The sequence below is a fragment of the Paraburkholderia unamae genome (genome assembly GCF_003096875.1).
Lineage (GTDB): Bacteria > Pseudomonadota > Gammaproteobacteria > Burkholderiales > Burkholderiaceae > Paraburkholderia > Paraburkholderia unamae.
In genome coordinates this window covers 54566-80722 of sequence record NZ_QEOB01000016.1, presented here as the reverse complement: position 1 = coordinate 80722, position 26157 = coordinate 54566, and the positions used below count along the sequence as shown (strand labels likewise).

Here is a 26157-nt window from a genome sequence, read left to right as displayed (position 1 = left end):
GTCGTCACATTTTGAGAGGAAATTTGAAGATGGGGATTGTTGCGAAACCGGTAATGATTCGACGGGCATAGAGCTTCATCGACGCGGACACCTTGCCAGGCCTCCCTACGTATCCCGATGTGCGTCGCTGATCATCGAATGAAATTTTTTTGCCAGCTTTTGCTTTTCATACCGTATAATCCGGCCTCCCAAGCGGAATGCGAGTTCCGCTCCGGGTACCAGGCCACACCATCATCGATCCGCCGCAACGGTGGATTCATGACGAAGCCGTTCTGCAAGGGGGTATAGCTCAGCTGGGAGAGCGCTTGCATGGCATGCAAGAGGTCAGCGGTTCGATCCCGCTTACCTCCACCAACAGAACGGGCGCGGGAGTCGATCGCGCCGCTTGCTTCATCATCCTGTTTCAATCCCCCACGCTGTCACTCCACTTCGTGTTGCGAGCGTCGGGCATGGCTTGCTTCACAGCGGCAATGCATGCGTCGACAGGATCTCCTTGAGCACCATGAAGCTGCGCACCTGCCGCACGCCCGGCAAATACAACAACTGCTCCGCATGCAGCTGGTTGAAGCTCTCGTTGTCGCGCGTGCGCACAAGCATGAAGTAGTCGAATTCGCCGGTCACGACGTGGCATTCCACACAGCCTGACACCTTCTGCGCCGCTTTCTCGAATGCCGCGAACGCTTCGGGCGTCGAGCGGTCCAGCACGAAGCCGATCACGACCAGCATGCCCGCGCCGAGCGCCTTGGGCTCCAGCAGCGCGACGATGCCGCGTATCAATCCCATCTCCTTCAGTCGTTCCACGCGCCGCAGGCATGCGGGCGCGCTGAGCCGGACTTTCGCGGCGAGGCTCACGTTCGAGATCGACGCGTCCTGCTGCAAATGCCTGAGGATCGCGCGGTCGATGCGATCCAGCGCTGGCGGGCCGTTCGGGGTGACGGTCGACCCCTTGCTTAATTTCATTGCGTGAATACCCTCTTTGGCGATCTGAAAATGTTCCGCTTTCGCAGACTCCGTTATTAACGTAGGTCGCCACTATTTATTTGGCAAGCTCATTTCGTGCGAAGACGCCTACCATCTTTTGCATCGGGATGCGATGCGGCAGGCGCGTCCCGAGCTATGCCCATGTCCTGCTCGGCCGACTCTCCGGAGACATTCGATGAACCTCCAGCGCTTCCCCCGTTACCCCCTCACGTTCGGGCCGACGCCAATCCAGCCACTCAAGCGCCTGAGCCAGCATCTCGGCGGCAAGGTCGAGCTCTATGCGAAACGCGAGGACTGCAACAGCGGGCTCGCGTTCGGCGGCAACAAGACGCGCAAGCTCGAATACCTGATTCCCGACGCACTAGCGCAAGGTTGCGACACGCTGGTGTCGATCGGCGGCATTCAGTCGAACCAGACTCGCCAGGTCGCGGCCGTTGCCGCGCATCTCGGCATGAAGTGCGTACTTGTTCAGGAGAACTGGGTAAATTACTCCGACGCCGTCTACGACCGCGTTGGCAACATCCAGATGTCACGCATGATGGGCGCGGACGTGCGGCTCGTGGCGGACGGCTTCGATATCGGCATTCGCCCGAGCTGGGAGGAGGCGCTCGAAAGCGTGCGCCAGGCGGGCGGCAAACCGTACGCGATACCGGCAGGGTGCTCCGAGCATCCGCTCGGGGGCCTCGGCTTCGTGGGCTTTGCCGAGGAAGTGCGGCAGCAGGAAGCCGAGCTCGGCTTCAAGTTCGACTACATCGTCGTGTGCTCGGTTACGGGCAGCACGCAGGCGGGGATGGTGGTGGGCTTCGCCGCCGACGGCCGCGCGAATCGCGTGATCGGCATCGACGCCTCCGCTACGCCCGAAAAAACGCACGCACAGATCACGCGCATCGCGCGTCACACGGCGGGTCTGGTCGACCTCAGCCGCGATATCGGCGAGCAGGACGTGACTCTCGACACGCGCTACGGCGGGCCCGAATATGGGCTGCCGAACGAGGGCACGCTGGAGGCGATTCGCCTGTGCGCGCGGATGGAAGGCATGCTGACCGACCCGGTGTACGAAGGCAAGTCGATGCACGGCATGATCGACAAAGTGCGCCTCGGCGAGTTCGAGCCGGGTTCGAAGGTGCTGTATGCCCATCTGGGCGGCGTGCCGGCGTTGAGCGCATACAGCTTCATTTTCCGCGACGGTTGATGCCTGGCACGAGGGAGCCAGCGTGGGCTGACTCGCGCGCGTCACAGTCTTTGACTTTAGTCACGGCGCGCGGTCCGAAAGCTAACGACAATGGGTGCCCTACACGTCGTGGGAGTGCCGGGCTCTTGCCTCTCCCACGAACTCCGCGCCGGGCTTTTAGCCCGGCGTTTTTTTTTATGCGCGGCTTTCGTTGCAGGCACGCTTGCAGTTGCGTTCGCGCAGGCGCTTGCATTGCCCACCCAACCGGTGCATGGTTCACGAATTGCCTGCCGAAACTGGCAACTGGTAACTGGCCCACACCGGAGGTGTCGCGATGTCGCTCGTGCTTTATGGTCATCCGTTTTCGTCGTACACGCAGAAGGTGCTCATCGCGCTCTACGAGAACGACACGCCCTTCACGTTCCGCAGCATCGGGCCCGATGCGCCCGAACACGTCGCGCAGTGGCTGGCGCGCTGGCCGCTGCGCAAATTCCCGCTGCTCGTCGACGGCGAGCGCGACGTGGCGGAAACGAGCATCATCATCGAATATCTGCAACTCACGCACCCCGGCCCGGTGCGCCTCGTGCCCGCCGATCCCTTGGCTGCGCTCGATGTGCGCTTTCTCGACCGCTTCTTCGATCTGCATGTGATGACGCCCGTGCAGCAGGCGGTGGAGGGGGCGCTGAGCGGCGATCCGGCAAGGCGCGCGGAACGCGGCGAGTACGCGGCGCAGAAGCTGGAGCTGGCCTACGCCTGGCTCGAAGGCCGTCTCGCGGGCAGAACCTGGGCGGCCGGCGAAACCTTCACGATGGCCGATTGCGCCGCCGCGCCTTCGCTCTTTTACGCGGACTGGACGCATCGTATTGGCGAGGCGTATCCCGTGCTGCGTGCCTATCGCGCGCGCTTGCTTGCGCGGCCTTCGTTCGCGAGAGCCGTGGAAGAAGCGCGGCCCAACCGTCCGTTGTTTCCGCTCGGGGCGCCGGATCGCGATTGATGCCGTCTGAAGTCGCATGAAGCCGCGGCCGCAGTGGAAAATCAGATGGGCGGAAGCTTGAACGAAGCGAGATTCGCCTTAACGTAGGCGATGTATTTCGCGAGATCGGCGTCGGGGCGCTGAAAACGTCTCAACACCTCTTGCTGAAGCAATTGCGCGGCGGCGGACGTGATTTCCGGGAACGGCAGCAACGGCGAGGAGCCCTTCTTCACGACGTCGCGTAGCGCGGTCATGAGCGCATAGGCGACCTTGAAGTCCTCCTGGAACCGGCCGAGGTCGGCGGCCTTCTGGTAGCTGAGCACTTCACCCGCGCTCACGATGCCCTGGATCTTCGTCGTGCGCGTGGAGTCGCCTGCCAGCTCGGCGTAGAAATACTCGACGCCATACGACTGGCCCTCCTGGTAAGCGCCGCTGCCCACAGCGGAGGACGACGCGGCGATATGCCCGGTATGCGTGAATTCGTGCAGCAGGAGCATGGCGATGCGCGTGTCGTCCCAGCCGAGCACCTCCGAGCGCAGTGTCGTGGTCGTGAAGCCCAGCGTGGTGTCGGTTTCGGCGATGCGATCGGCGAGCTTCGCTTTCGACTCCTCGTCGGCGCTCATCTGGCGCACGCTGTTGCCGAAGCTCGAATAGAAGTCGAAAAACGAATAGGCGACTTCGTAGCCGCCCGACTGCCACGTGAGCTTGACGATGCCCGAGCGGATTTTGGCGAGCACGCTCTCGCCGAGGCTGGAGTTGTGTTTCGCGAATTGATAGGCGGCGTTGCCGAATTCCTCGGTGTCGTGCAGCTTCGCGGCGGCGGGGTCGGCGTTCGAGCAGGCGAGCGCGAGCGGCGATCGGGGCGACTGCCGCATCACGCCGAAGTGGTGTCCCGCCAGTGCGGACTGCGCCGCGGTTTGCGCGTCGCGTTCCTCCTCGCGCGTGCTGCGGCGAAGCCCCGCTCGTGCTTCGAGCGCGGCGTCGCCCGCATCGCGTTGCTGGATCGTATGGCTCAGTTCGTGCGCGAGCAGTTGGCGCCCGCTTGTCGTGTTCGGCGCGTAGCGGCCCGCGCCGAACACGATGTGCTGGCCGAGCGCGTACGCCGCCGCGCCGTGCGCCTGCGCGGAGCGCGCCGCGTCTTCATCGGCATGAATGCGCACGCGGGAAAGGTCGAAGCCGAAGCGCGGCTCGAAAAAGGCGCGCGCCGTGGCGGGAAGCGGGAAGCCGGACGACTTCGGGACGGCGCGAGCGGCTTGCGGGCCTGCGTCGTGCTGGCCGTGCGCTGGCGCTTTTCGCGCGGCGCGCGCGATGGGCTCAGGCGGTGCGCGCATGCTGGCGGGAGCGGCCGACTTTGGGGCGGGCCGTTGGCTCGGTAGGGCGAACATCGCAGACCTTCGCGCAACGCTGACGAGAATTTCATCGTAGGTAACGCGCCGGCCTTTGTACAGCCAGCCCCAAGCCTTAGGCGTTCTCGCGCTCCTTGAGCCGTTTGCGGTGCGCGGCGACTTTCGCGCGGTTGCCGCACAGGGCCATGCTGCACCAGCGGCGCGCGTGGCCGCGCGTGTGATCGGCGAACAGCAGCGTACAGCGCGGTCCTTCGCAGGCCTTCACATGCGTGAAGTCCTCCTCGCACACCAGTTGCGCCAACGCTTCGGCAATCGGCATCAATAGCGACTCCGGCGAGTTCCAGCGCCGCGTCACGCGGTATTCGAACGCCGATGCCTGCCCGTCTTCGCTCGCAACGAGTTCGCCATATCGGTCGTCGCGCTTGAGCAACTGGTTCAGCGGTTCGAGTTCGCGCAAGTCGGCGCCGGCGCGGGTCAACGGGCGGCCCTTCCTGGCCTGCACGAAGCCCCGGAACCATTCGCGCAGCGCGCGCGCCTGCGCCGCCACCGTGTCGAGTTCGGCAGCGATGAATTGCGCGCGCATCGCGGCGAGCGTTGGCGCGGACGCCATGCCCGCCTGTGCCAGCCACGAGAGCAAACCTTCGCCGTCGCCGATCCAGTCGACGGGTTCGTCCACGGGCGTGGCGATCGAGTTCAGGAAGTCGAGCCCTGGCGCGTCGGCCACGAATAGCGCGGGAGTGGGGCGGTAATCCATGTGTTGTGCCGAATAGGGATCAATGTCGGCAAAGTGTAACCATCAAGATTAGCCTTGACAAGTTACATGCGTAATTTGTAACCTCTAAAACATGATTTAGACGGTTACTCAGTCGAAGGAGCGAAGCATGTCTCAGGACAAGACGCGGGTGGTGCTGGCGCACGGCGCATGGGCCGATGGTTCGAGCTGGCGCAAGGTGATCGAGCGGCTGGACCGCGAGGGCATCGAGGCCGTGGCGGCGGCGTTGCCGCTCACTTCGCTCGCCGACGACATGGCGGCGCTCGATCGCACGCTGGAGCGCATCGAAGGGCCGGTCGTGCTGGCCGGTCATGCCTACGCGGGCGCCGTGATCGGCGCGACACGCGCGGCGAACGTCGCGGCGCTCGTGTACGTGGCCGCGCTCGCGCCGGACGAAGGCGAAACGGTGGCCGACGTGTTCTATCGCGGGAAGACGCACGAGCAGGCGCCGCAACTCGCGCCCGACCGGCACGGCTGGATCTGGTTGCCGCACGAGGCGTTCGCGGCGGCGTTCGCGCAGCATGCCTCGCCGCAAGAAGCCGCGGTGCTCGCCGCGATTCAACGCCCGATTGCCGCGGCGTGCATCGGTGAAGCGGTGGGGCGGCCGTTGTGGCGCGATCGACCGGCGTGGTTCCTGATCGCCAACGAGGACCGCATGATCGATCCGGCTACGCAGCGCTTCATGGCAAACCGCATGCATGCGCAGATCCGCGCGCACGACGTCGATCACACGCCCGGCGTGAGCGCGCCCGATGTCGTGGCCAACCTCATTCTCGAAGCCGTTCACGCGGTTTCACCGCGCTAAGCGCGGCCCTCCCTCGCTCCCTTCATCCGTGGAGACACCCAAATGACAGCCATCGCTTACCGCCGCGCCGATGTGGACGGCTACAACGTTTTCTATCGCGAAGCCGGTCGCGCCGGTGCGCCCAAGCTGCTGCTGCTGCATGGTTTTCCGAGCGCCGGTCATATGTTTCGCGACCTCGTTCCCAGGCTGGCCGATCGCTTTCACATCGTCGCGCCGGATCTGCCGGGCTTTGGCCAGTCGGATCTGCCGGAGCGCAGCCAGTTTGCGTACACGTTCGAGAACATCGCAAACGTCATGGCGCGCTTCACGGAGCGCGTCGGCTTCGACCGGTTCGCGGTGTACGTGTTCGACTATGGCGCGCCCACGGGTTTCCGGTTGGCGCTCAAGCATCCCGAGCGCATCACGGCCATCGTTTCGCAAAACGGCAACGCCTACGAGGAGGGCCTGAGCGACGGCTGGAATCCGATTCGCGCGTACTGGCAGGAGGCGTCGGCGGCCAATCGGGAGGCCCTGCGCGCACTGCTCACACGCGAAACGACGATCTGGCAATACACGCACGGCGTGCCCGATGCGTCCGCGGTGTCGCCGGACGGCTATTCGCTCGACGACTACTATATGAACCGGCCCAGCGCGCACGACATCCAGTTGGACCTCTTTCGCGACTATCGCAACAACGTCGCCCTCTATCCCGCGTTCCAGGAATATTTCCGCGTGCACCGGCCGCCGCTTCTCGCGGTTTGGGGCAAGAACGATCCCTTCTTTCTGCCCGCGGGCGCGCAGGCCTTCACGCGCGACCTGCCTGATGCGGTAGTGCGGTTCTTCGACACCGGCCACTTCGCGCTGGAAACGCACGCGAGCGAGATCGCCGGCGCAATCCGTGATTTTCTCGGTTAATGGTTTGCAATGCTAATGGAATGAGGAGTGGCAACATGGCCAGCAAAGTCGCAATCGTAACGGGCGCGAGCCAGGGCATCGGCCGTGCGACCGCCGTGAGGCTCGCGCGGGACTTCGATGCCGTCGCGGTGGTGGCGCGCAACCGCGAACAACTGGAACAGACGGCGGCCGCCGTGAGGGAAGCGGGCGCGCAGGCGCTCGTGATCGATATCGACCTTGCGCTGCCCGAGGCCGCGCCGCGGGTGGTCGAAGCGACGCTGGCCGCGTTCGGCCGCATCGACGCGCTGCTCAACATCGCGGGCGCGGTGCCGCAAATCGACTTGTTCGAAATGACCGACGAGCAATGGGAGGGCGGCCTCGCATTGAAACTGCACGGTGCGCGACGTTTGACCATCGAGGCCTGGCCCGCGCTCAAGGCAAGCGCGGGCTCGGTCGTGCTGATGTCCGGCAACTCGGCGCTGTTTCCGAAGGCGCCCTATGCGGCGGTAGGCACGATCAACGCGGCCATCGTCGCGCTCGCGAAGGCGTTTTCGGACCGGGGCATTGCCGACGGCGTGCAGGTGAACAGCGTGCTGCCAGGCCCGGTGATGACGGGCCGCCGCCAGTCGTACCTGGCGCATTGGGCGCCGCTGCATGACATGAGCGTGGAAGAAGCAACGGCGAAGTTTCCGGCCGAGGCGGGCATCGCGCGCTACGGCGCGCCCGAGGAGATCGCCGAGCTGATGGCGTTCGTCGTTTCGCCGGGCGCGCATTGGATGACCGGCACGACGCTCAGGATGGACGGCGGCGAGGTCAAGTCGATCTGATATCAATACAGCGGGCAAGGGCGCCGCGCCTCCCGCCGGGCCACTCACGCGCGCCCCCGCTTGCCCGGTGGTTTTGCCGGGTCTTCGCGCACGAGGTATCATCACGACCTCGTCGGCATAATTCAACACCCCCCCAATACGATCCGCACACCTCGCCCGGGCGCAGGTGGGCATTGGCGCGCGCGATTCCAGAACATCGCGCGCACGCCGCGCACGCCGCTGCGTCCGGCGCAGATCGACTTCTCAAGCTTGCAGGAATGGTCATGAAACGAGTGGTACCGGGGGCGTCGCCCATTGCGCGACTGTCGGGGGACGTTGCCGCGATCGCGGTTGCGACCGCATGAGCGCCGCGCTTCACCCTCCGCGCGGCGTGCGCCGTGCAGGGCCGCTCGTCGCCCGCATCGTGGGCGCCGTGTTCGGCGGCTATGCGCTTGGCGCGCTGGCGAGCGTGGCGGCGCTCGCGTTGCCCATGAGCGCGCCGCAAGCCGTGATCACGGGCATGCTCGCGAGCTTCGTCTTCTATGCGGGTGCGGTGATCTGGATGTTTCTCGCGCGCAGCGCCCGGCGCGCCTGGGCCGGGCTGCTGCTGATCGCGCTGCCGCTCGCGCTGGCGGCGTGGTGGGCTTCATCGGCAACGCCTGCGCATTTGATTGCGGACGCAACGACATCCGATGCCCCGAAGGCGGCCGCCACGGGAGGAACGGTGAAATGAAGCGCCTCGACCCCAGCCGGCCACAAGGCCGCGGCGTGCGCCAGAGCATGTCGGATCTGCACACATGGGCCGGCCTGCTCGCGGGCTGGCTGCTCTATGCGATGTTCCTGACCGGCACGGTCAGCTACTTCAAGGAAGAGATTTCGCAGTGGATGCGGCCCGAGCTTGCCCATCAGCAGGTCACGCCCGACGCGGCGGCGGTCGCGCAGCGCGTGGCCGGCACGCTCGCCACGCTTGCGGCGGGTAGCCCGCAGTGGAGCATGCAACTGCCCACCGAGCGCAGCAACATCGTGAGCGCGTTCTGGCGCACGCGCGGCGCGGGGCCGGGCAAGCGCAGCTTCGAAGACGCGACGTTCGATCCCGCCACCGGCGGCAAGGTGAGCGCGCGCGCGACGCTCGGCGGCGAGTTCTTCTATCGCTTCCATTTCCAGTTCTACTACATGCCGGTGATGTGGGGGCGCTGGATCGCGGGCCTGTGCGCGATGTTCATGCTCGTGGCGATCATCAGCGGCGTGATCACGCACAAGAAGATCTTCGTCGACTTCTTCACGTTCCGCTGTGGCAAGGGCCAGCGCTCCTGGCTCGACGCGCATAACGCGCTTTCGGTGTTCGGCCTGCCGTTTCACCTCATGATCACGTATACAGGCCTCGTCACGTTGATGACGATGTACATGCCATGGGGCGCGCAAACCGCGCTGAAAACGCCCGCGCAGCGCGAGGCGCTCGTCACGCAGTTGAGCGCGTACCTTCAGCCCGGCAAGGCTGCGGGCGTGCAAGCGCCGCTCGCGCCCATCGATGCGATGGTGCGCGAGGCGCAATCGCGCTGGGGCCGCGACAACGTGCTGCGCGTGACGGTCACGAACCCCGGCGACGCGAGCGCGCGCGTGGCGGTCTCGCGCGGCGAGGTGGCGCGTGTGTCGACGAGCCCGCAATACCTGCTGTTCGACGGCGTGAGCGGCAAGCTGCTCGACGTGAAAGACCGCGTGGGCGGCGCGGCCGAAACGCGCGGCGTGCTGTACGCGTTGCACATGGGCCGCTTCAGCGACCTGCAACTGCGCTGGCTGTATTTCATCGTCAGTCTCGCGGGCACGGCGATGGTCGGCACCGGCCTCGTGATGTGGACCGTGAAGCGGCGCCAGAAACTGCCCGACCCCGAGCGCCCGTATTTCGGCTTTCGCCTTGTCGAGCGGCTCAATATCGCGAGCATTGCGGGGCTTTCCATTGCGATGACGGGTTATTTGTGGGCCAACCGTCTGCTGCCGGTCACGCTCGCGCATCGCGCCGACGCGGAAATCAACGCGTTTTTCGCGATCTGGGCGGCCACCTTGCTTTACGCGCTCGTGCGTCCCGCGAAGCGCGCGTGGATCGAATTGCTCTGGCTTGCCGCCGCGTTGCTGGCGTTGCTGCCGGTGCTGAACGCATTGACCACGCAGCGGCCGCTCTGGTTCAGCGTTGCCAATGGCGACTGGGTTTATGCGGGCTTCGATCTGATGATGTGGGCGCTGGCGGCGCTGCACGCCATACTCGCGGTGCGCACGGCGCGGCACCGGCCGCGCGTGAAGGCGCCCGGCAGTCGCCGCGCGGTTGCACTGGCGCAACGGGAGGACGCGTGATGGCGCTCGCTGCCCTGTTGCTATGCGTGCCCGCGTTCGCGTGCCTCGCGCTCGCCATGGAGCGTCATCAGCAAACGCTGTTCGACGCCCCGCTTTCCGCGGCGGCGACACGCGCGCTACGCGGCTTCGGCTGGTGCGGCTTGCTGGTCGCCTTGTGGCTGGCGGTGAGCGCAAAGGGGTGGGCGCTCGGTCTGGTCTGGTACAGCGGCTGCACGAGCCTGGCCGCCGGCATCGTCTATGGACTCCTGATCATGTGCGCGCGGCGCTTCCCCGCGGGGTGAAGTACGGCAGGCGGCGCTGCCGCTAAAGCAAGGGCACACCGGCCGCCGCCTTCGGCGCGTGCCGCGTGCGCAGCCACGTGAAAAGCTCGTGGGCGGGCATGGCCTTCGCGAAGAACCAGCCCTGCCCGTATTGCACGTCTTTGTCGATGAGCCACGCGACCTGTGAGGCAGACTCCACGCCTTCAGCAACGACCTCCAGACCCAGCTCGTGCGCCATCGCGATGATATGCGGCGCGACGACGCTGGACGCCGTGTCCTGCGCGATCGTGTCGACGAATGACTTGTCGATCTTCAGCACGTCGATGCGGAAGCTTTGCAGATACGAAAGGCTCGAATAGCCGGTGCCGAAGTCGTCGATATACACCGGGTGCCCCGCTGCCCGGAACGACGCGATAATGCCGCGCGTTGCGTCCGCATGCATGAAGCTGCGCTCGGTGGCTTCGATGCGCACTTGCGAGGGCGCGATGCCCGTGCCTTTGAGGGCGGTGGTGAGCTTGTTGAGAAAGCGGTCGCTGCGCAAGTCCTCGCTGCTCAAGTTGATCGAGACATAAAACGCCGGGTTCGAATGCAGCCACCCACCGAGTTGCGCCAGGGTCTTTTCGAGGACGAGATCGGTGAGCGGCTGGATCAGGCGATTCTCTTCGGCGACGGTCACGAAGACTTCCGGTGATATGACGCGCCCGTTCAGGGTCCAGCGCACCAGCGCCTCGACGCCGGTGCATTCGTTGTCGGCAAGCCGGACGATGGGCTGAAAGGCCACGTCGATCTTTTTTCGTGCAATGGCCCATTCGAGCGTGGCGGGAAAAGAGAGTTGCCGCGAAATGCGTTTGAACATCAGCCAGCCCACGGCCGCGCCGCTGACCACACCGATAGACAGCCACATAAAGAGCAGCTTGGGCCAGTTGTTCACGAGACTGCTGCGCGCAGACTTGACCACGACACCGAGGGGGCGCGTGGCGGAGCGGCTCACGGCATAGCGCCATTGATCGCTCTGAACCTTGCCGCCTCGTTTCCAGGCATTGAGCATGTCGTCGGGGTCGGAGCCCGGCGACACGGCGATCACGGTGTTCGTGTCGATATTCAGCACGCCAATGGGGCGCCTTGCCGGGTCGATCAGGTCGACGTAGGAGCCGGGATCGATCGACACGTAGTGTCCGTTGCGGCCGATCTGCACATCCTCGCGAATATCGCTCAGCGGATTCCTTTGATGGAACCACACGAAGTAGCCGTCGTTGCTGCGGAAGTCCGGCGGCGGCAGCGTGAGGTCTTGCGAGCGCACGTCGCCAAGCAGCGGTGAGCAGAGGTATTGGCCGTTGCCGTAATTGCCGGCGTCCTGTACGTAGCGGTAGTTGAAAATGACCCGCGCCGCCTCCGCCAGGTTACCTGGCGAGCAGGCCGCGCCCGGCGCGCGTTCCAGATCGGCCAACGCGCCAAACGCCTGGTACGTGACGAGGTCCGCGCGCATGACCGCCTTCCCCGCGAACTCGCGCAGCTCGGCCTCGTCGCGACGCTCGGCGTCTTCGTCGGCGACATAGATGCTGGTCAGCACGGGCGCGATCGTCGCGAGACAGCCCAACGCGATCGAGGCCGAAACGAGGGTGAGTCTGGTAATCATCTCGCGAACCCGAAGGCGTGTGACGTCGACGGAGGCACCACATGGCACCGCGCTCGCGCAAGGTGAGTCGGGTGTCCGACTCGCAGTATAGGCCTCCTGAAAGCGCTGCCCGCGACGAACGGGGAAAACGCCAGGTGAGGCGCGGCGCGCGCGGGCATTTGCAAACGTATGAGCGCGGCGAGCGGTAGGACCATAGTCCGATAGCCATCGTTGCGAGCACCGCCCATGATTGAATGGACAACGTCGCAGACACCCTCGCGGACAGCCGCCGGTTGGGCGCTTGCCCGGCCTCATGCGGTTGCCCGGCGGCGCGTGTCGTTTCCCAACTTCCCGTCGACAGCCGCAGGCAGGATCGGCGTGCACGAGCATGCGGACAAGGAGTTGATATGGATGCCTATATAAATAGACGCAGCGGCGCATTGTGCGCCGCCGCCTTGCTGTTCGCCACCGTCGTGCAGGCAACGCCGATAGCGTATCCCGCAAAGGGACAAAGCGCGCAGCAACAGCATTCGGACGAATCGGCGTGTTACTCGTGGGCGAAGAACAACACCGGCATCGACCCGGCGAAGGTCGCATCGACGCCGCCGCCGCCTTCGGGGCCGGCCGTGGGCGGTGGCGAGCGCGTGCAGGGTGCGGCGCGCGGCGCGGCGGGCGGCGCCGTGATCGGCGCGATTACGGGCGATGCGGGCAAGGGCGCGGCAGTCGGCGCGGCGGCCGGAACGATGGTGGGCGGCTCGCGGGCGCGGCAGAACCGGCGCGCGAACCAGGCCAACAGCCAGGCTCAGACGCAGGGGGCGATGGACACGTTCAACCGCGCGTTCTCCGCATGCATGGAAGGTCGCGGCTACACCATCAAATAGCGCCAGGCGTAAGACCAAGGTCCGATTTGTCCCGTGCGGCCCGTCTGACACCATGATGCCGTAAGGTAAGCAGCGCGGCTCACGCCGACGTCGTTGGATGAGTGTGAAACGTTTCGTAGTGCGTGACGTTTGACCCGCTTGCAAGCGTGCCGGGTCCGGGCCTGGAAAATCAACGGAGGACGATAATGAAGCGACGGATTTTTGTGCTTACGACGGCCGCGGCGGCGGGGCTGACCGCCGCGGGTTGCAGCATGACTACTGGCAGCGGCAAGAGCAGCGAGACCGACGCGTCCAAACGCCAGGAGATCGACGCGGCGGTGGACGGCACGTTGAAGCGGCTGTTCGGCATGGTCGGCGGTTCGCAGGAACTGGTTTCCAAGGCGCAAGGCGTGCTTGTGTTTCCGTCCGTGGTGAAAGCGGCCTTCATTGCCGGCGCGGCATATGGGGAAGGCGCGCTGCGCGTGGGCGGCGCGACCGTCGGCTACTACAGCACGGCGGCGGCGTCGTTCGGTTTTCAGGCCGGCGCGCAGTCCACCGCAGTGATCTTCCTCTTCATGACTCAGGACTCGCTGAACAATTTCCGCAGTTCCGCGGGCTGGTCGGTTGGCGGCGACGTCGCCGTCTCGATCGTGAAGGTCGGGGCGAACGGCTCGATCGACACGAGAACGGCGACCGCGCCAGTCGAAGTGATCGTGATGACCAATACCGGCCTGATGGCGGACGCCTCGCTCGCCGGCACGAAGGTCACGAAGCTCAACCTGTGAAGCGCGGCCTGTGAAGCGCAACCGCGGCATCGCCCGATGCCGCGCCATGCGACGCCCGGGCGCGCATCGCGCGGCCGCCGCGCACCTGCGAGGCGTCGATGTCTGAATGGAGAGCGTGATGTCGTACGTCAAGTGGGTAGTTTCAGCAGCGATTCTCGCCGCGGCGCAACTCGCCGTGGCCCAGGGGCAGACCACCGCGAATGTGACGCATGAGCCGGGCAAGGCCACCGTGTCCGGCATGCACAAGGTCACGGCCACCATCGACAAGATCGATGCCGACACACGCACCGTCACGCTCAAGCGGCATGACGGCAAGCTGGTCGAAGTGCAGCTCGGACCCGAGGTCCGGAACTTCGATCAACTGAAAGTTGGCGACGTTGTGAACATGACCTACAAGGAGGCGCTCACGCTGAGCCTGAAGAAGGGCGGCGGGGGCGAGACATCGATGCAGGAGACCCCGTCGATGGAGCGCGCGGCAAGCGGCGCGAAACCCGGCGGTACGGTGGGGCGCGAGGTGAAGGTCACGGCGAACGTCGTTGCCGTCAATCAGAAAACGAAAACCGTCACCTTGCAAGGCCCCGAGGGCGGGAAAATGGACCTGAAGGTCGAGGATCCCGAGCAGCTTGCAAACGTACAGGTTGGCGATCAGGTCGAGGCCGTGTATACGGAAGCATTCGCCGTATCCGTCAAACCCGCACAGCACAAGTAGCCGCGCATGGGGGGCGTTTGCGACGCGCATCGGGCACGCCGGTCTTCGCGTACCGCGAAGCCGGTCTGCCTGTTTTCATCGGTAACGGGACGCACAGCCAATGAACAACGTGACGCGATCCGTGGCGGTCGTCGACGACGAAGTATCGGTCGGTCGAGCGATCCAGCGCCTCCTGCGATCGGTCGGCATCGATTCGGAGGTGTTCACGAGCGGCGAGGCGTTTCTCGATGCCCTGGCGGCCACGCCGCCTTACGCGCCCGCCTGCGTCGTGCTCGACATCCAGATGCCCGGTCTGAACGGTCTCGAGGTGCAGCACCGCCTGGGCGGCAGCGGCTTGCCGTGCATCGTGATCACGGCCCACGACGACGCGCGCGTGCGCTCGCAGGCGCAGGCGGCGGGCGCGGTGGCGTATCTGCGCAAGCCGTTCGACGACTCCGCGCTTATCGGCGCTGTGCATGGGGTTCTTGGCGTGCCGCCCGTACCGTGAGCCTCCGCTGTTGCCCGAATCTGAATGCGAACGCGAAGACAAACGCGAATGCACGCCTATGCGCCGGCGCGAAGGCGTGTGCAAGCGAATGGATCGGACCAAAGTCCGATTGTTCGCCGCAACACGCGTGGTCATACTGGGTTTCAGTGCAGGTTCAAGCGATGTGAGTCCCGCCCATGGATGCCATTCGCCCAGGCTTCGATGTACACGCCGCGGCTTCGCCGCCGCGGTGTGACGGCGCCCTCTCATGCGCCGCCGTGGAGGTGCCGCAATGAAGCGCCCGGAACTGCTCGTGTGCCACGACTGCGACCTCATGCAGCGCGGCGCATCGTGCCCGCCCGGCGGCGTGCTGCGTTGCCTGCGCTGCGGCGCCGAACTGGAACGCGATCTCCCGGAAAGCCTTGCGCGTGCGCTCGCCTTCGCGCTCGGCGCGCTCGTGCTGTTCATGATCTCCAATCTCTATCCGATCGTCGGCCTGGCGGTCAACGGCAATGTCGTGCGCACGACGCTCTGGCATTCGGTCGAGATCCTCTATCTCGACGGCATGTGGCCCATCGCGGCGCTCGTGTTCGCCACCACGATCTTCATGCCGGCCATGCAGATCGTGTGCCTGCTCGCGCTCCTCGTGCCGCTCGCGACGAACCGCAAGCCGTGGCCCGCACCGCTGCTGTTTCGCACCATGTACGCCGCGCGCCCCTGGGGCATGACCGAGGTGCTGATACTCGGGCTGCTGGTCGCGCTGGTGAAGCTGTCGCATATTGCGACGGTCGTGCCGGGCGTGGCGCTGTGGTCGTTCGGCGCGCTCATGCTGGTGCTCGCCGGTGCGAGTGCGGCGTTCGACGCGCGGCAGTTCTGGTCGCGCGTAGCCGGTGAGCCGCTGCTCGCGGGTGCGCCCGAGCTACCTGAGGAGTCCGGATCACTTCGCGCACGCCGAAGCGGCCGCACGGGCGCGCTCACCGGCGCCGCATGCGGTATCGCGCGCTGTCACGCGTGCGGGCTGCTCGCGCGCATGCCTGCGGCCGCGCATGCGGTCACGTGTCCGCGCTGCGGCAGCGCGATGCATCTGCGCAAGGTCGCAAGCCTCTCGCGCACCTGGGCGTTCCTTGCAGCCGCGGTTGTGCTGTACGTGCCCGCCAACGTGCTGCCGGTCATGGACACGAGTTCGCTGTTCGGCTCGCAGAAGGACACGATCATGAGCGGCGTTGTGTACCTGTGGGTGTCCGGGTCGTGGCCGCTCGCGCTGCTCGTGTTCATCGCGAGCGTGGCGGTGCCCATGGTCAAGATCCTCGGGCTGTCGTACCTGGCCTGGACGACGCAGCGCCGCTGGAAATGGCTGCCCGAGCAACGCACCCGCATCTACCGGCTCATCGAGCTGGTCGGGCGCTGGTCGATGCTCGACATTTATGTGATCACGATGCTCGTCGCGCTCGTGCAGTTCAATGCGCTCGCGACCATCAAGGCGGGCCCCGCCGCGATTGCGTTCGGCGCCGTGGTGATCCTCACGATGTTCGCCGCGAACATGTTCGATCCGCGTCTCATCTGGGACGCCCTGGAGCACGAAGATGGCTGATCCGGGTAACGACAGCGGCTTGCCGCAACTGCCGGAGGCGAAGCCCGTGCCGGGTTCGCGCTGGCGCATGCAGATCGTGTGGCTCGTGCCGATCGTCGCGGTGCTGATCGGCGGCTGGCTCGCGGCGAAGGCGGTACTGGAGGAAGGGCCGACCGTGACCATCAGCTTCAAGACCGGCGACGGCCTCGAAGCCGGCAAGACGAAGATCAAGTACAAGGACGTCGATATCGGCGTGGTGAAGTCGGTGACGCTCTCGCCCGACCACAAGCGCGTGATCGCGACGGGCGAGCTCGTGAAGGACGCGACGAGCATGCTGGTCGACAATACGCGCTTCTGGGTGGTGCGTCCGCGCATTTCCGGCGGCACCGTTTCGGGCCTCGGCACGCTGCTTTCCGGGTCCTATGTCGGCATGGACGAAGGCAACTCGAACAAGGGGCGGCGCGACTTCGTGGGCCTCGAAGTGCCGCCCGTGTTCCCGAGCGACATTCCGGGCCGCGAGTTCGTGCTCAAGAGCATGAACATGGGCTCGCTCGACGTCGGCTCGCCGGTGTTCTTCCGCCGCCTGCGAGTGGGCCAGATCGCGTCGTACGATCTGGACCCGGACGGCAAGGGCGTGACGCTCCACGTGTTCGTGAACGCGCCCTACGATCAGTTCGTGCGCAGCGACACGCGCTTCTGGCACGCGAGCGGCCTCGACGTCTCGCTCAGCCCCGACGGCGTGCAGATCAATACGCAGTCGGTGGTCTCGTTGCTGATTGGCGGCGTGGCATTCGAAACGCCCGACAGCGACACCGAGGTGGCCGAGGCCGACGCCAACACGAAGTTCGAGCTTTACGCCACGCGTGCCGACTCCCTGAAGGAGCACGACCGCATTGTCGATACCTACGTCGTGACTTTCTTCGATTCGGTGCGCGGCCTGACCGTGGGCGCGCCGGTCGATTTCCGCGGCGTCGTGGTGGGCGAAGTGACGAAGATCTACACGCGCTTCGATCCGGTGAAGAAACAGTTCAGCATTCCTGTGGAAATCAATTTGTATCCCGAGCGCTTCACGTCGCGGTATCAACGGGAGCCCAACGGCAAGCCGCCGGGCCGCATCAGCGCCACGCCGCACGAGCTTGCCGATTTCCTCGTGGCCAACGGCTTCCGGTTCCAGTTGCGCTCGGGCAATCCGCTGACGGGCCAGCTCTATGTCGCGTTCGATATTTTCCCGGACGCGCCCAAGGCCAAGGTCGACTGGGCGAGAACGCCGCCCGAATTGCCCACGGTGCCGCGCACGTTGCAGTCGTTGCAGGAGTCGCTCACGCGGCTGCTCGCCAAGCTCAACGGCATTCCGTTCGATGCGATCGGCAAGAGCGCGCAACGTACGCTGGAGGGCGCAAACGACGTGATGTCGCGGCTTGGCAACGACGTCGTGCCGCAGGCGCACGACACGCTGTCGGCCGCGCAGTCGGCGCTCGACTCCGCCAACGACGCGCTCAAGCCAGACTCGGAGCTTCAGCAGAACACGAGCGATGCGATGAAGGAACTGGCGCGCACGGCGGCGTCCGTGCGCATACTCGCCGATTATCTGGAGCGCCATCCAGAAGCCGTGGTTCAGGGCAAACCGGGAGGCAAGCAGTGAGCCGGATCGTGATAACGCGCAGAGGTTGCTTCGTGGCGATGGCGCTCGCGTGCGCCGTCGCGGGACTCGCCGGGTGTTCGTCGCCGTCGCCCACGTTCTATGCGCTGCGCGCGGACGACGCGGCGGCTGCGGTGCAGCCGGCGGCGACCGGCGTCACGATGGACGTCGTGGTCGGCCCCGTGACCGTGCCCGAGATGGTCGACCGGCCGCAGATCGTCACGCGCAATGCCGACAACACGATCCAGATGAACGAGTTCGCGCGCTGGGCCGCGCCGCTGAAGTCGGACATCGGCCGCGTCATTGCCGCGGACCTCGCGCAGCGTCTTGGCACGGCGCGCGTTTCGACGGTCGATCTCGGCGTGGCCACGCCGCCCGTGTGGCGCGTGCGCGTGGATATCGTGCGCTTTGACAGTTTGCCGGGCGACTCGGTGACCATCGAAGCGCAGTGGGCCGTGCGCCCGCCGGGTCATCGCGCGTCGGCGCTCGGGCGCACCGTGGCGCACGAGAGCGTGGCGAGCCACGATTACGGCGCGCTCGTCGACGCGCACGACCGCGCGCTCGCCGCCATCAGCGCCGATATTGCCGCCGCCATTCAGGCGGATCGGGCGGCGGTGACCGGCGCGACGAACTGAGGCGTCGCGCCTCAACGATCGAACCAGCGATACTGGAGCGCGACCGTGACGATCTGATAATCGCCGGCCGCGCGCGTGATGAATCCGCGCGAATACGCGAGCTTCGCGGACCAGCCATGCCCGAGCGGCATCGCGAGCGTGAGCCCGCCGCGCGCGTTGCCCTGGCTCGGGCCGCGCGCGCCGTCGTTCACCGAAGTCGCGCCGCCTGACGCGTAGCCGATATCGAAAGCGAGCCAGAGTCCCGGCCGGAAGCTGTAGCCGCCATGCAGTTGCGTAATCGCGAGCGGCGCCTGGCTCCTGTTTTGACCGTTGAAAAAGTCCGTGTTGCTGGTGAATAACCAGACGCCGAGCGAGGCCTCGAAGAACCAGTTGCCCCACGGTTGCGACACGCCGATTTCGGGCTTGAACGCCCAGCGGTTGTTGCCCACGTTCACAAGCCGCGTCGGGATGTACTGGCCGGTGGGGGCCTGGACCGTGAGGCTCGCGCCGAGCGACGTGACAGCCGGCGCCTGCGCGAACGCCTCGGGGGACAGCGCGGGATTGCCGATCAGATTCAGCGCGAAGCGTAACTGCATGTCGCCGAGTCCCGCGCGATGCACCTCGGTCGGCGCGCCGATGACGAGTCCGCTCAGGTCGCCGCTCATGAACGGCACGGCAAGGCCCAGCGATGCCGTACGCCCGGCCAGCGCGAACGTGTGCACGTAGCCGAGCACGAAGTTGTTGATGCGCGCGTTGACGCCGCTGACTGGCAGCGAAGGGTCGGTGAGCACGTCGCCGCTCAGGTGCGCATAACCCGCAAGGAGAAAGTTCGTGCCGATGGGGGAGGGCGAGTAGGTGCGCGGCTCGAGTTCCTGCGCATGCGGCGCGCCCGCGTGCAGGAGCAGCACGGCGAAGGCGCAGAGCCACTGCGCGCAGAGGGCGCGCAGCGAGCGCCGGCGCGCCTTGCCCGTGTTCGCGTCCGGTTCCGGTTGCCGCCCGGCGAAGGCGGCGTTCCCTTCACCTTGCTTGCCGATGCCATGAAAACCCGTGCGCCGCTGTGGGCGTGGCTCGCGCTGATCGTCGTGCTGGTCGCGAGCGGCCGCGATGCGTGGGGCAACGTGCCGGTCAACGAAGAGACGCCGCACAGGTTGTTCGGCATCCTTACGTTCGTGATCGCGCCCGCGGCGGGCGACACCGGTGATGTCTCGCAAGGGGGAGTCGCGGCGGATTCGATCAAGGCGCGCATCGTCGATGCGTGGTTCGCGCGTCTGCGCACCGACCCGGCTGTGGCGATCGCGGTGCCCGGCGGCGCGGCGGGCCTCGAAGCGAAGCTGCGCGACGACGCCACGCGCGAGCGTCTGTTCCGGCGCGGCGTTGCTCGCCTCGCGCCGCAAGACCGGCTGGTGTACTTCATGCTGCTCACCAAATACATCGGCCAGGCGGCGGCCGGCGGTTGCCACGGCGCGACGAGCATGCAGGACATCGTCGATCGCATTTCGGTCGACAGCATGAGCGATGCCGACGCCGCCGAATACTTTGCGGTGCTTTACCGCATCGTGATCCGTTCCGTGCTCGCCGCGCCGCTCACGCTGCCCGCGTCCGCGACATTCGAGAGCGCGTTGCGTCATCTGGACGAGGCGGTCGATGCCGAGCTTGCGGGCGACGCTCAAGCGGTGGCGCGCATGGAGGGCATCACGCGTGGCGCGCCAGGCGCGACGATGGCCGACTTCTGCTGGGCGAGCGCGCTCCTCATGCATGTGGTGGCCGCGATGAGCGGCCCGGACCGCGACGCCTTGCTGCTCTACATGCTGGACGTGGACGACGCCGTGCCGGCGCGGCCAGCCCGCACGCGTTGACGCCGGCCGCGCGCGCGGCCGTGCTCACCGTCAAGGGGAGGACTTCGACCATCCGGGCCCCGGATCGAAGGACGACATGGCTTCGGCCTTCGCCGCGCCTTCCGGGCCCAGGTCGCGCTCGTAGACCTGGCCGTCATGGCTCACCATGAAGCTCTTGATGCCCGTGTCGCCATAGCGCACCGGCCAGGCGAGCACGCCGAAGCCGCCGAACAGCTTGCCGCGCACCATATAGTCGAACGCGCCGCCCGGCGCATGCGGGCCTTGCTTCGTCAGCAGCTTGTAGTGGTAGCCGTGGTAGCCCGCGTTTTCCGTGTTGCGCGCGCCGGCCGTGGCGAACGCGACGCCGAGCGGGCTGGGCGCGTCGTCGGGGCCGGTCGGCCAGTACAGGCCGTCCTGCTTGCCCGGCGAGCTGGCGAGCTTGCTTGCGTAGACGAGCATGGGGTTGCCGTCGTGATGCTCCTGCGCATAGTCGCGTTGCGCGTCGTAGATCGCGAGCATGGTCTGCATCACGGCGAGCTCGTTGCGCCCGATGCGGCGCACGCGCATTTCCTCGACGCCCGCAGGCGTGTCGAAATGCCAGCCCTGCGCGGTCTTGACGAGCGGGATCGGGAAGGTCCAGCCGTCGTCGCCCACGGCGATCACCGCGTGGTTTTCGCCGCTTGGCTGGACGGCGTGGGACACATGCCATTCGCTCAGGAACTGCTGCCGGATATCGGCGTCCACGGGCGGCACGAGCTGGCGGAAGTCCGCGCCCAGCAGACTGCGCAACTCGGGCTCGTCGTTGCCCGCGACGGCGTTGCCGAACGCGTTCATCGCCGCGTCCGGAGACGGGAAACTGCTCTGCGCGGCGGCCGCGCACGGCCGGGGCGCCATCATGGCGAGCACGAGCGCGATTGCCGCCGTGAGCGCCGCCGATGCAACCGGATGAAAATGCAAACGTCGTCTCATGGCTGTTCTCCCTAGCGTCTGCCGCCGCCGCGTCCGCCGCCGCCGCCGCCGCGCATGCCGCCGCCACCGCCGCTCGGACGATTGAACCCGGACGACTGCACGCTGGAGCGCCCGCGGCTCGCGTCGCGCTGAGTGGCCGCACCGCTGCCGACGCCCTGGAAGGCGCTGTCGCGCCCGCCGCCGCCGCCGTACCCGCCACCGCCGCCGCCGCCATATCCGCCGCCCGCGCCGGTGCTCACGCGATTGCCTGCCGCGCCGTTGTTCCCTACGTTCGCGCGATTGCTTGCACCCGCGTTGTTGCCCACGTTCGCGCGATTGCCTGCACCCGCATTGTTGCCCACGTTCGCGCGGTTGCCTGCACCCGCATTGTTGCCTGCGTTCGCGCGGTTGCCCGCGCCCGCGTTGTTACCCACACCGTTGCCCGCGTTCCCGCGATTGCCGCCCACGCCGCCGTTGTTGCCGATGTCCGCGCGATTGCCGACGCTCGCGTTATTGCCCACGCCGCCCCGATTGTTGCCGAGGCCGCCCTGGTTGCCGCGGTCTCCGCCGCCGAGGCCCTGGCCGCCGCCCACACCGTTGCCCCGGTTGCCCCCGCGGTCGGCGACATTGGCGCCGCCCTGGCCGTTGTTGCGGCCGCGATAGTCGCGGCGCGAGTCTGCGCCCGGCGTGTTGTTGCCGAATTTTTCGCGCGTGGCGTTGTCGCGGTACGCCACGCCCTGGCGGTGGCTCGAGTCGTGTTTCCACTTGCCGCCTTCGACCTTGGAGCGGTCGAAGTTGCGATCGACGTTCCTCACCTTGTTGACGTCGATGTTGACGTCGCCGCCACCCCAGTTGCAGTTGCCGAAGATGGCGCCCGCCGCCGCGAGACCGACGCCCCAGGCGAAGCCCGTCATCAGCGCGCCGCCCGGATAGTACGCGGGCGAAGGCGGCCAGTAGTACGGCGGGTAGGCCGGGTAGCTCCACGCGCCATAGACGACCGTGGGGTTGTACGCGGGCACGTAAATGACCTCGGGATTCGCGGGCTCGATCTTCACGATGGTCTGGCCGCCTTGCGCGGGCGGTTGCTCGACCACGACCTTTTGCTGCTCGTTCGACTTGAGGTTGCCCGAATCCTGCGCGCGGGTGCGCAAGCGCTGCACGGCCGCGAGCACGTCTTTTTCCTGGGCGAGGAACGCGTCGCCCAGTTTCTGCGTCCAGTCGAGCTTGTCGTTCATCGGCTCCAGCACCTGCGGAAACGCGACGAGCGACTTCACGCTCGCGTCCCAGGTCTGGTCCTGCACCGCCTTCACGGCGTCGTCGCCCTTGACCTTGGGGTGTTCCTTGACCCAGCGCGCCGCGTGCACGATTTCCAGCGGGTAGGTCGAGGCCATGAGCACCTGTGCCAGCACCGAGTCGGGATAGAGCGCAATGGGCGCGACGAGCGCCTCCAGCTCCTCGGGTTTGTACGGAGCGGGTTGCGCCGCATCTTGCGAGCGCACCACTTGAGCGCCTGTAAACAGCAACGCGAGCACGAGCAGGCACACCCGGTACATGCGTTGTTTGATCCATGGATTCATGGTCGTTCCTTCCATTCGTTCGCTCAGCCTGGTTGCGAGACGCATAGCGACAACGTGAAGGGGCGAGCGCGTGCGCGCGCACTGCGTTGCGAGCTTGCCGCCCGGCCGGACGCGTTGCTGGCGCGCCTGCGCGAGGCGGGAAAGCCCAAGCATATGGTCTGGTTAGCGCCGCCTGGCTGGCAATCGGACCAGAGTCCTATTGACACTCGTGCGACACCGGAGAGACAACTGGAAGACGCGTGAACGAAGCCCGCGCGAACCTGCTCGCGCTGGCGTGATGAGTAGGATACCTTGTCATTTGTGTCGTCCAATCGTGCGTCAGGCAGGCCAAGTCGAACCCGGGAGACCACTATGAAGATTCGTGTGACTACGCCATGCATGATTGCGCTCGTGCTTTGCATGCCGTTGTGCGCACCCGCGGCATTTGCGCAAGCGGGCACGCCAGGCATGAAGCAGATGCGCGACGTGCAGCGCAAGGCGGAGCAGAAGGCGCGTACCAAGCAATCGAACAACAACACGGCCTCGCAACATCACAAGGCGAGCGAGGCGGCTGCGACCGCGCCGGCGGCCCAGGCCGCGCCCGCATCGGCGCCTTGAAACGCGCGCGGCGTCGCGGGTTCGTATTTTCCCGAATATCGGTTGCGCGCGAAACGCGGCCGATATTGCATAACTATTTAAATGGTTTTAATTCCGGGTTCATGCGGATCGGCTAATTTCATAAAAACATAATCGTCATATTAGTTCGGGCGTACATATTCACGTTCGCAAATATCCTGCTCAAGCCGTTGCTATTGACGGGGCGTGTGCACAACCCTGTAAACAGCACGCGCGATTGTTGCGCCGGCGAGGCGGAAAAAATTATCGAATTTAATTCCCGTTGATTCATTCAACGGGAAATTCTTTCATATAATTTCAACGCGGAGTGAGCGCACAGGAAGAACGGAATACAAGTGCCTGCGCGCCGGCATGGATTGCCGACATCTGCTTTTTGTTGGCTCCGCCAAACGTCCGATTGCAAATGATAGTCAGTATCGGGGCGCAACCTGGTCCCACACGTGGCCGAAATTCTCGTGCTCGTCTAATCCGCCCCGTTCGGCGCTTGAGCGTTCGAAACGACTTCAGGCCGGAGCGTGGCAGCGTATTCGGAGGACACCGTGATCAGGGCAGACATGGGGAACGACAATATCGAGCGCGAGAGAACGCCGGCGGCGCAAGCTGCGATGAACCCGCCGGCGTGGATCGACAGCCTCACCGCACACGATTCCCGGCACGCGCAGACCTTGACCTCGCCGCAGCCCGGCCGGGCGTGGGGCCATGCGGCGCAAGGCGCCCTGCAAAGTCTGCATAGCATTCTCGAAGTGATGCCCGCAGTGGCGCTGGTGCTCGACCGCACGGGCCATATCGCCTGGGCGAACGGGCGAGCGACGCGCCTGCTCGGCTACGCGCTGGGCGAGTTGATCGGCATGCCGGTCGAGGCCGTGCTCGCGCCTTCGCGCTGGGACGAGCGCCCGCTTTCCTTCGCGGCGCTCAACACCGCCGAGGGCCTGCCGCATAGCGTCACGCGCGTGGCCGTCGCGCGGGCGAAGAACGGCGCGTGCGTCGAGGCGCACGTGAGCGCTTCGGCTTCGCTCGCGATCGGGCCCGCCGCGCGCATCGTGGTCGTGATTGAACCCGACACCGAAGCCGATGCGAACGCGCTCGCGGCCGAGCCCGGCAACGAGTCGCGCCGGCTGCACCGGGAACGAGCCTCGGAAATCGGCGACATGGCGGCGGCGCTCGCGCATGAAGTCGACCAGCCGCTCACGGCCATTCTCAGCAATGCCCAGGCCGCGCAACGCTTTCTCGCGCAGAACCCGCCCGCCATCGGCGACTTGCGTGAACTGCTCGGCGAAGTGGTGGACGATAGCGCGCGCGCCCACGCGATCATCCGGCGCATGCGCCAGTCCGCGAAATGCGAACCGGCCGAAACGAGCCCGGTTGACGTAGGCAGCCTCGTGCGCGACGTGATTCGCCTCCTGCGCCGCGAAACCCAGGCGTGCGGCGCGGCGGTGGCGGCGCGTATCGACGACGGTCTGCCGCAGCCGCGCGGCGATGTCGTGCAGCTTCAGCAGGTGCTCGTGAATCTGCTGCGCAATGCGCTCGACGCCGTGCACGAATGCCGCGTGCAGGACCGCCGGGTTTGCATCGTCGTGAACGCGGGCGTGGACCGCGACAAGGTGTGCATCGCCGTTCGCGACCACGGGCCGGGCGTGGAAGCCGAGCGGTTCGTGACGCTCTTCAAGCCGTTCGTGACCTCCAAGCCGCAGGGCCTCGGCCTCGGCCTCTCGATCAGCCGCACCATCGTCATGGCGCACGGCGGCCAGTTGTGGGCCGAGCGCAACGCCGATCGCGGGCTGACCTTCCACATCGAACTTCCAGCGGAGAGCGCGGCCGTGCAAACCCGTACGCGCTTGTCAAAATGAGCGAGCCCACTCCCATCGTCTTCGTCGTGGACGACGACGAGCACGTCCGCAACGCCCTGTGCCGCCTGCTGCGATCGAACGGCTACACCACGCAGGCTTACGCCAGCGCGAGCGCGTTCATTCAAAGCGCGGATCTCCAGAACGCGCCGGCCTGCCTGCTGCTCGATCTCCAGTTGCCCGACCTGAGCGGGATCGAGTTGCAACGGCGCCTGGGCGGCGTCGTGCCCATCGTGTTCATTTCTGCGCACGGCGAATTGAACACGGCGGTGCAGGCGATGAAGGCGGGCGCGACGGATTTCCTGACCAAGCCGATCGACGCGCTCGTGCTGTTCGAGGCCACCGAGCGCGCGCTCGCACTGGCGCGGCGGCTGTTCGGGGAGCGCGAGCAGCGCGCCGAGATCCAGCGCCGCGTCGACAAGCTGACCCCGCGCGAGCGCGAGGTCATGGCATTGGTCGTCACGGGCCGGCCGAACAAGCTCGTGGCCGACGCGCTGGGTGCGGCGGAAAAGACCATCAAGATTCATCGGGCGCGCGTGATGGAAAAGATGAAAGCGAACTCGCTCGCCGATCTCGTGCGTCTCGTGAGCGCTTCGGCGCTGGACACGGACGAGGCGCTCGCCGTGCAGCCCTCGCGTACGCACGCCGAGCATCGGCCGGTTGCGCACACCGGTTGACGATATCCACCTACGCCTGGCACGGGGAAGCGCCAATGGGGTTAATCAGGCCCTGGACAAGGCTCAAAGC

General features: G+C 66.2%; 26 protein-coding genes and 1 tRNA gene. 20 read left to right on the top strand and 7 right to left on the bottom strand.

The genetic code is table 11. The annotated features are described in order from the left end of the window. Positions 1-278 precede the first annotated feature (278 nt). Positions 279-354: transfer RNA gene (locus tag C7402_RS29910), tRNA-Ala, on the top strand. A 105-nt stretch (positions 355-459) separates the two neighbouring features. Here the strand turns inward: C7402_RS29910 and C7402_RS29905 are convergent. Next, the gene (locus C7402_RS29905; protein ID WP_112173500.1) at positions 460-960 is read right to left on the bottom strand and encodes an Lrp/AsnC family transcriptional regulator; all 501 of its coding nucleotides are present in this window, start codon (positions 958-960) and stop codon (positions 460-462) included. A 196-nt stretch (positions 961-1156) separates the two neighbouring features. Between C7402_RS29905 and C7402_RS29900 the strand changes: the two genes are divergently transcribed. Beyond that, entirely contained in the window at positions 1157-2173 is a 1017-nt protein-coding gene (locus C7402_RS29900; RefSeq protein ID WP_116613191.1) for a 1-aminocyclopropane-1-carboxylate deaminase, read from the top strand. 313 nt (positions 2174-2486) lie between these two features. Next, positions 2487-3146 (top strand): glutathione S-transferase family protein, encoded by a 660-nt coding sequence (locus tag C7402_RS29895; protein WP_116613190.1) that lies wholly within the window; start codon positions 2487-2489, stop codon positions 3144-3146. A gap of 41 nt (positions 3147-3187) precedes the next feature. Here the strand turns inward: C7402_RS29895 and C7402_RS29890 are convergent, their stop codons facing one another. Further along, positions 3188-4456, bottom strand: coding sequence for an eCIS core domain-containing protein (locus tag C7402_RS29890; RefSeq protein WP_116613189.1), 1269 nt, complete (start codon positions 4454-4456; stop codon positions 3188-3190). Between the two features lie 130 nt (positions 4457-4586). Beyond that, positions 4587-5225, bottom strand: coding sequence for a CGNR zinc finger domain-containing protein (locus C7402_RS29885; RefSeq protein WP_116613188.1), 639 nt, complete (start codon positions 5223-5225; stop codon positions 4587-4589). Positions 5226-5352: 127 nt separating this feature from the next. Between C7402_RS29885 and C7402_RS29880 the strand changes: the two genes are divergently transcribed. The 6 genes from C7402_RS29880 (at position 5353) to C7402_RS29855 (ending at position 10354) form a co-directional block, all read left to right on the top strand. Continuing rightward, positions 5353-6048 carry an alpha/beta hydrolase gene (locus tag C7402_RS29880; protein ID WP_116613187.1) on the top strand — a complete coding sequence of 232 codons (696 nt, stop codon included), beginning with the start codon at positions 5353-5355 and terminating at the stop codon, positions 6046-6048. A 42-nt stretch (positions 6049-6090) separates the two neighbouring features. Continuing rightward, on the top strand, positions 6091-6942 hold the full coding sequence (locus C7402_RS29875; RefSeq protein ID WP_116613186.1) for an alpha/beta fold hydrolase: 852 nt from the start codon (positions 6091-6093) through the stop codon (positions 6940-6942). Positions 6943-6977: 35 nt separating this feature from the next. Next, positions 6978-7748: an SDR family oxidoreductase gene (locus C7402_RS29870; RefSeq protein WP_116613185.1), complete on the top strand. Its 771-nt coding sequence runs from the start codon at positions 6978-6980 to the stop codon at positions 7746-7748. A gap of 340 nt (positions 7749-8088) precedes the next feature. Next, positions 8089-8460: a DUF3649 domain-containing protein gene (locus C7402_RS29865; RefSeq protein WP_116613184.1), complete on the top strand. Its 372-nt coding sequence runs from the start codon at positions 8089-8091 to the stop codon at positions 8458-8460. Beyond that, the gene (locus tag C7402_RS29860) at positions 8457-10073 is read left to right on the top strand and encodes a PepSY-associated TM helix domain-containing protein (protein ID WP_208949024.1); all 1617 of its coding nucleotides are present in this window, start codon (positions 8457-8459) and stop codon (positions 10071-10073) included. Before C7402_RS29865 ends, C7402_RS29860 begins: the two co-directional genes overlap by 4 nt. Then, complete coding sequence (locus tag C7402_RS29855; protein WP_116613183.1) at positions 10073-10354, top strand: DUF3325 domain-containing protein; 282 nt, start codon at positions 10073-10075, stop codon at positions 10352-10354. Before C7402_RS29860 ends, C7402_RS29855 begins: the two co-directional genes overlap by 1 nt. 22 nt (positions 10355-10376) lie before the next feature. On the opposite strand, the gene C7402_RS29850 is transcribed toward C7402_RS29855, so the two are convergent. Beyond that, positions 10377-11969 (bottom strand): EAL domain-containing protein, encoded by a 1593-nt coding sequence (locus C7402_RS29850; protein ID WP_116613182.1) that lies wholly within the window; start codon positions 11967-11969, stop codon positions 10377-10379. Positions 11970-12355: 386 nt separating this feature from the next. Between C7402_RS29850 and C7402_RS29845 the strand changes: the two genes are divergently transcribed. The 7 genes from C7402_RS29845 to C7402_RS29815 all read left to right on the top strand — a co-directional run bounded on the left by C7402_RS29845 (position 12356) and on the right by C7402_RS29815 (position 18612). Then, positions 12356-12829: a glycine zipper family protein gene (locus C7402_RS29845; protein WP_116613181.1), complete on the top strand. Its 474-nt coding sequence runs from the start codon at positions 12356-12358 to the stop codon at positions 12827-12829. 185 nt (positions 12830-13014) lie between these two features. Further along, entirely contained in the window at positions 13015-13593 is a 579-nt protein-coding gene (locus C7402_RS29840) for a BPSL1445 family SYLF domain-containing lipoprotein (RefSeq protein ID WP_112173488.1), read from the top strand. 118 nt (positions 13594-13711) lie between these two features. Next, entirely contained in the window at positions 13712-14302 is a 591-nt protein-coding gene (locus C7402_RS29835) for a DUF1344 domain-containing protein (protein WP_112173487.1), read from the top strand. A 100-nt stretch (positions 14303-14402) separates the two neighbouring features. Then, positions 14403-14789, top strand: a complete 387-nt coding sequence (locus C7402_RS29830) for a response regulator transcription factor (protein WP_112173486.1) — start codon at positions 14403-14405, stop codon at positions 14787-14789. A 271-nt stretch (positions 14790-15060) separates the two neighbouring features. Beyond that, complete coding sequence (locus C7402_RS29825) at positions 15061-16359, top strand: paraquat-inducible protein A (RefSeq protein ID WP_116613180.1); 1299 nt, start codon at positions 15061-15063, stop codon at positions 16357-16359. Beyond that, positions 16352-17980: a PqiB family protein gene (locus C7402_RS29820; RefSeq protein ID WP_116613179.1), complete on the top strand. Its 1629-nt coding sequence runs from the start codon at positions 16352-16354 to the stop codon at positions 17978-17980. The genes C7402_RS29825 and C7402_RS29820 overlap by 8 nt, the downstream gene beginning before the upstream one ends. Before the next feature lie 8 nt (positions 17981-17988). Beyond that, positions 17989-18612 carry a PqiC family protein gene (locus C7402_RS29815; protein ID WP_224044686.1) on the top strand — a complete coding sequence of 208 codons (624 nt, stop codon included), beginning with the start codon at positions 17989-17991 and terminating at the stop codon, positions 18610-18612. Between the two features lie 11 nt (positions 18613-18623). Here the strand turns inward: C7402_RS29815 and C7402_RS47820 are convergent, their stop codons facing one another. Beyond that, positions 18624-19499 carry a transporter gene (locus C7402_RS47820; protein WP_244314971.1) on the bottom strand — a complete coding sequence of 292 codons (876 nt, stop codon included), beginning with the start codon at positions 19497-19499 and terminating at the stop codon, positions 18624-18626. A gap of 129 nt (positions 19500-19628) precedes the next feature. On the opposite strand from C7402_RS47820, the gene C7402_RS47815 reads away from it, so the two are divergent. Beyond that, positions 19629-20447: a hypothetical protein gene (locus C7402_RS47815; RefSeq protein WP_224044684.1), complete on the top strand. Its 819-nt coding sequence runs from the start codon at positions 19629-19631 to the stop codon at positions 20445-20447. 30 nt (positions 20448-20477) lie between these two features. Here the strand turns inward: C7402_RS47815 and C7402_RS29800 are convergent, their stop codons facing one another. Both C7402_RS29800 and C7402_RS29795 read right to left on the bottom strand, forming a co-directional pair. Further along, complete coding sequence (locus C7402_RS29800) at positions 20478-21395, bottom strand: DUF2950 domain-containing protein (RefSeq protein ID WP_116613177.1); 918 nt, start codon at positions 21393-21395, stop codon at positions 20478-20480. A gap of 11 nt (positions 21396-21406) precedes the next feature. Next, positions 21407-22951 (bottom strand): DUF3300 domain-containing protein, encoded by a 1545-nt coding sequence (locus tag C7402_RS29795; RefSeq protein ID WP_116613296.1) that lies wholly within the window; start codon positions 22949-22951, stop codon positions 21407-21409. Between the two features lie 351 nt (positions 22952-23302). On the opposite strand from C7402_RS29795, the gene C7402_RS29790 reads away from it, so the two are divergent. The 3 genes from C7402_RS29790 to C7402_RS29780 all read left to right on the top strand — a co-directional run bounded on the left by C7402_RS29790 (position 23303) and on the right by C7402_RS29780 (position 26087). Further along, entirely contained in the window at positions 23303-23548 is a 246-nt protein-coding gene (locus tag C7402_RS29790) for a hypothetical protein (protein ID WP_133254586.1), read from the top strand. Between the two features lie 557 nt (positions 23549-24105). After that, a complete protein-coding gene (locus tag C7402_RS29785; RefSeq protein ID WP_133254585.1) occupies positions 24106-25413 on the top strand; it encodes a two-component system sensor histidine kinase NtrB in 1308 nt (435 codons plus the stop codon). Continuing rightward, on the top strand, positions 25410-26087 hold the full coding sequence (locus C7402_RS29780) for a response regulator transcription factor (RefSeq protein ID WP_112173477.1): 678 nt from the start codon (positions 25410-25412) through the stop codon (positions 26085-26087). Before C7402_RS29785 ends, C7402_RS29780 begins: the two co-directional genes overlap by 4 nt. The last annotated feature ends 70 nt before the right edge of the window (positions 26088-26157 follow it).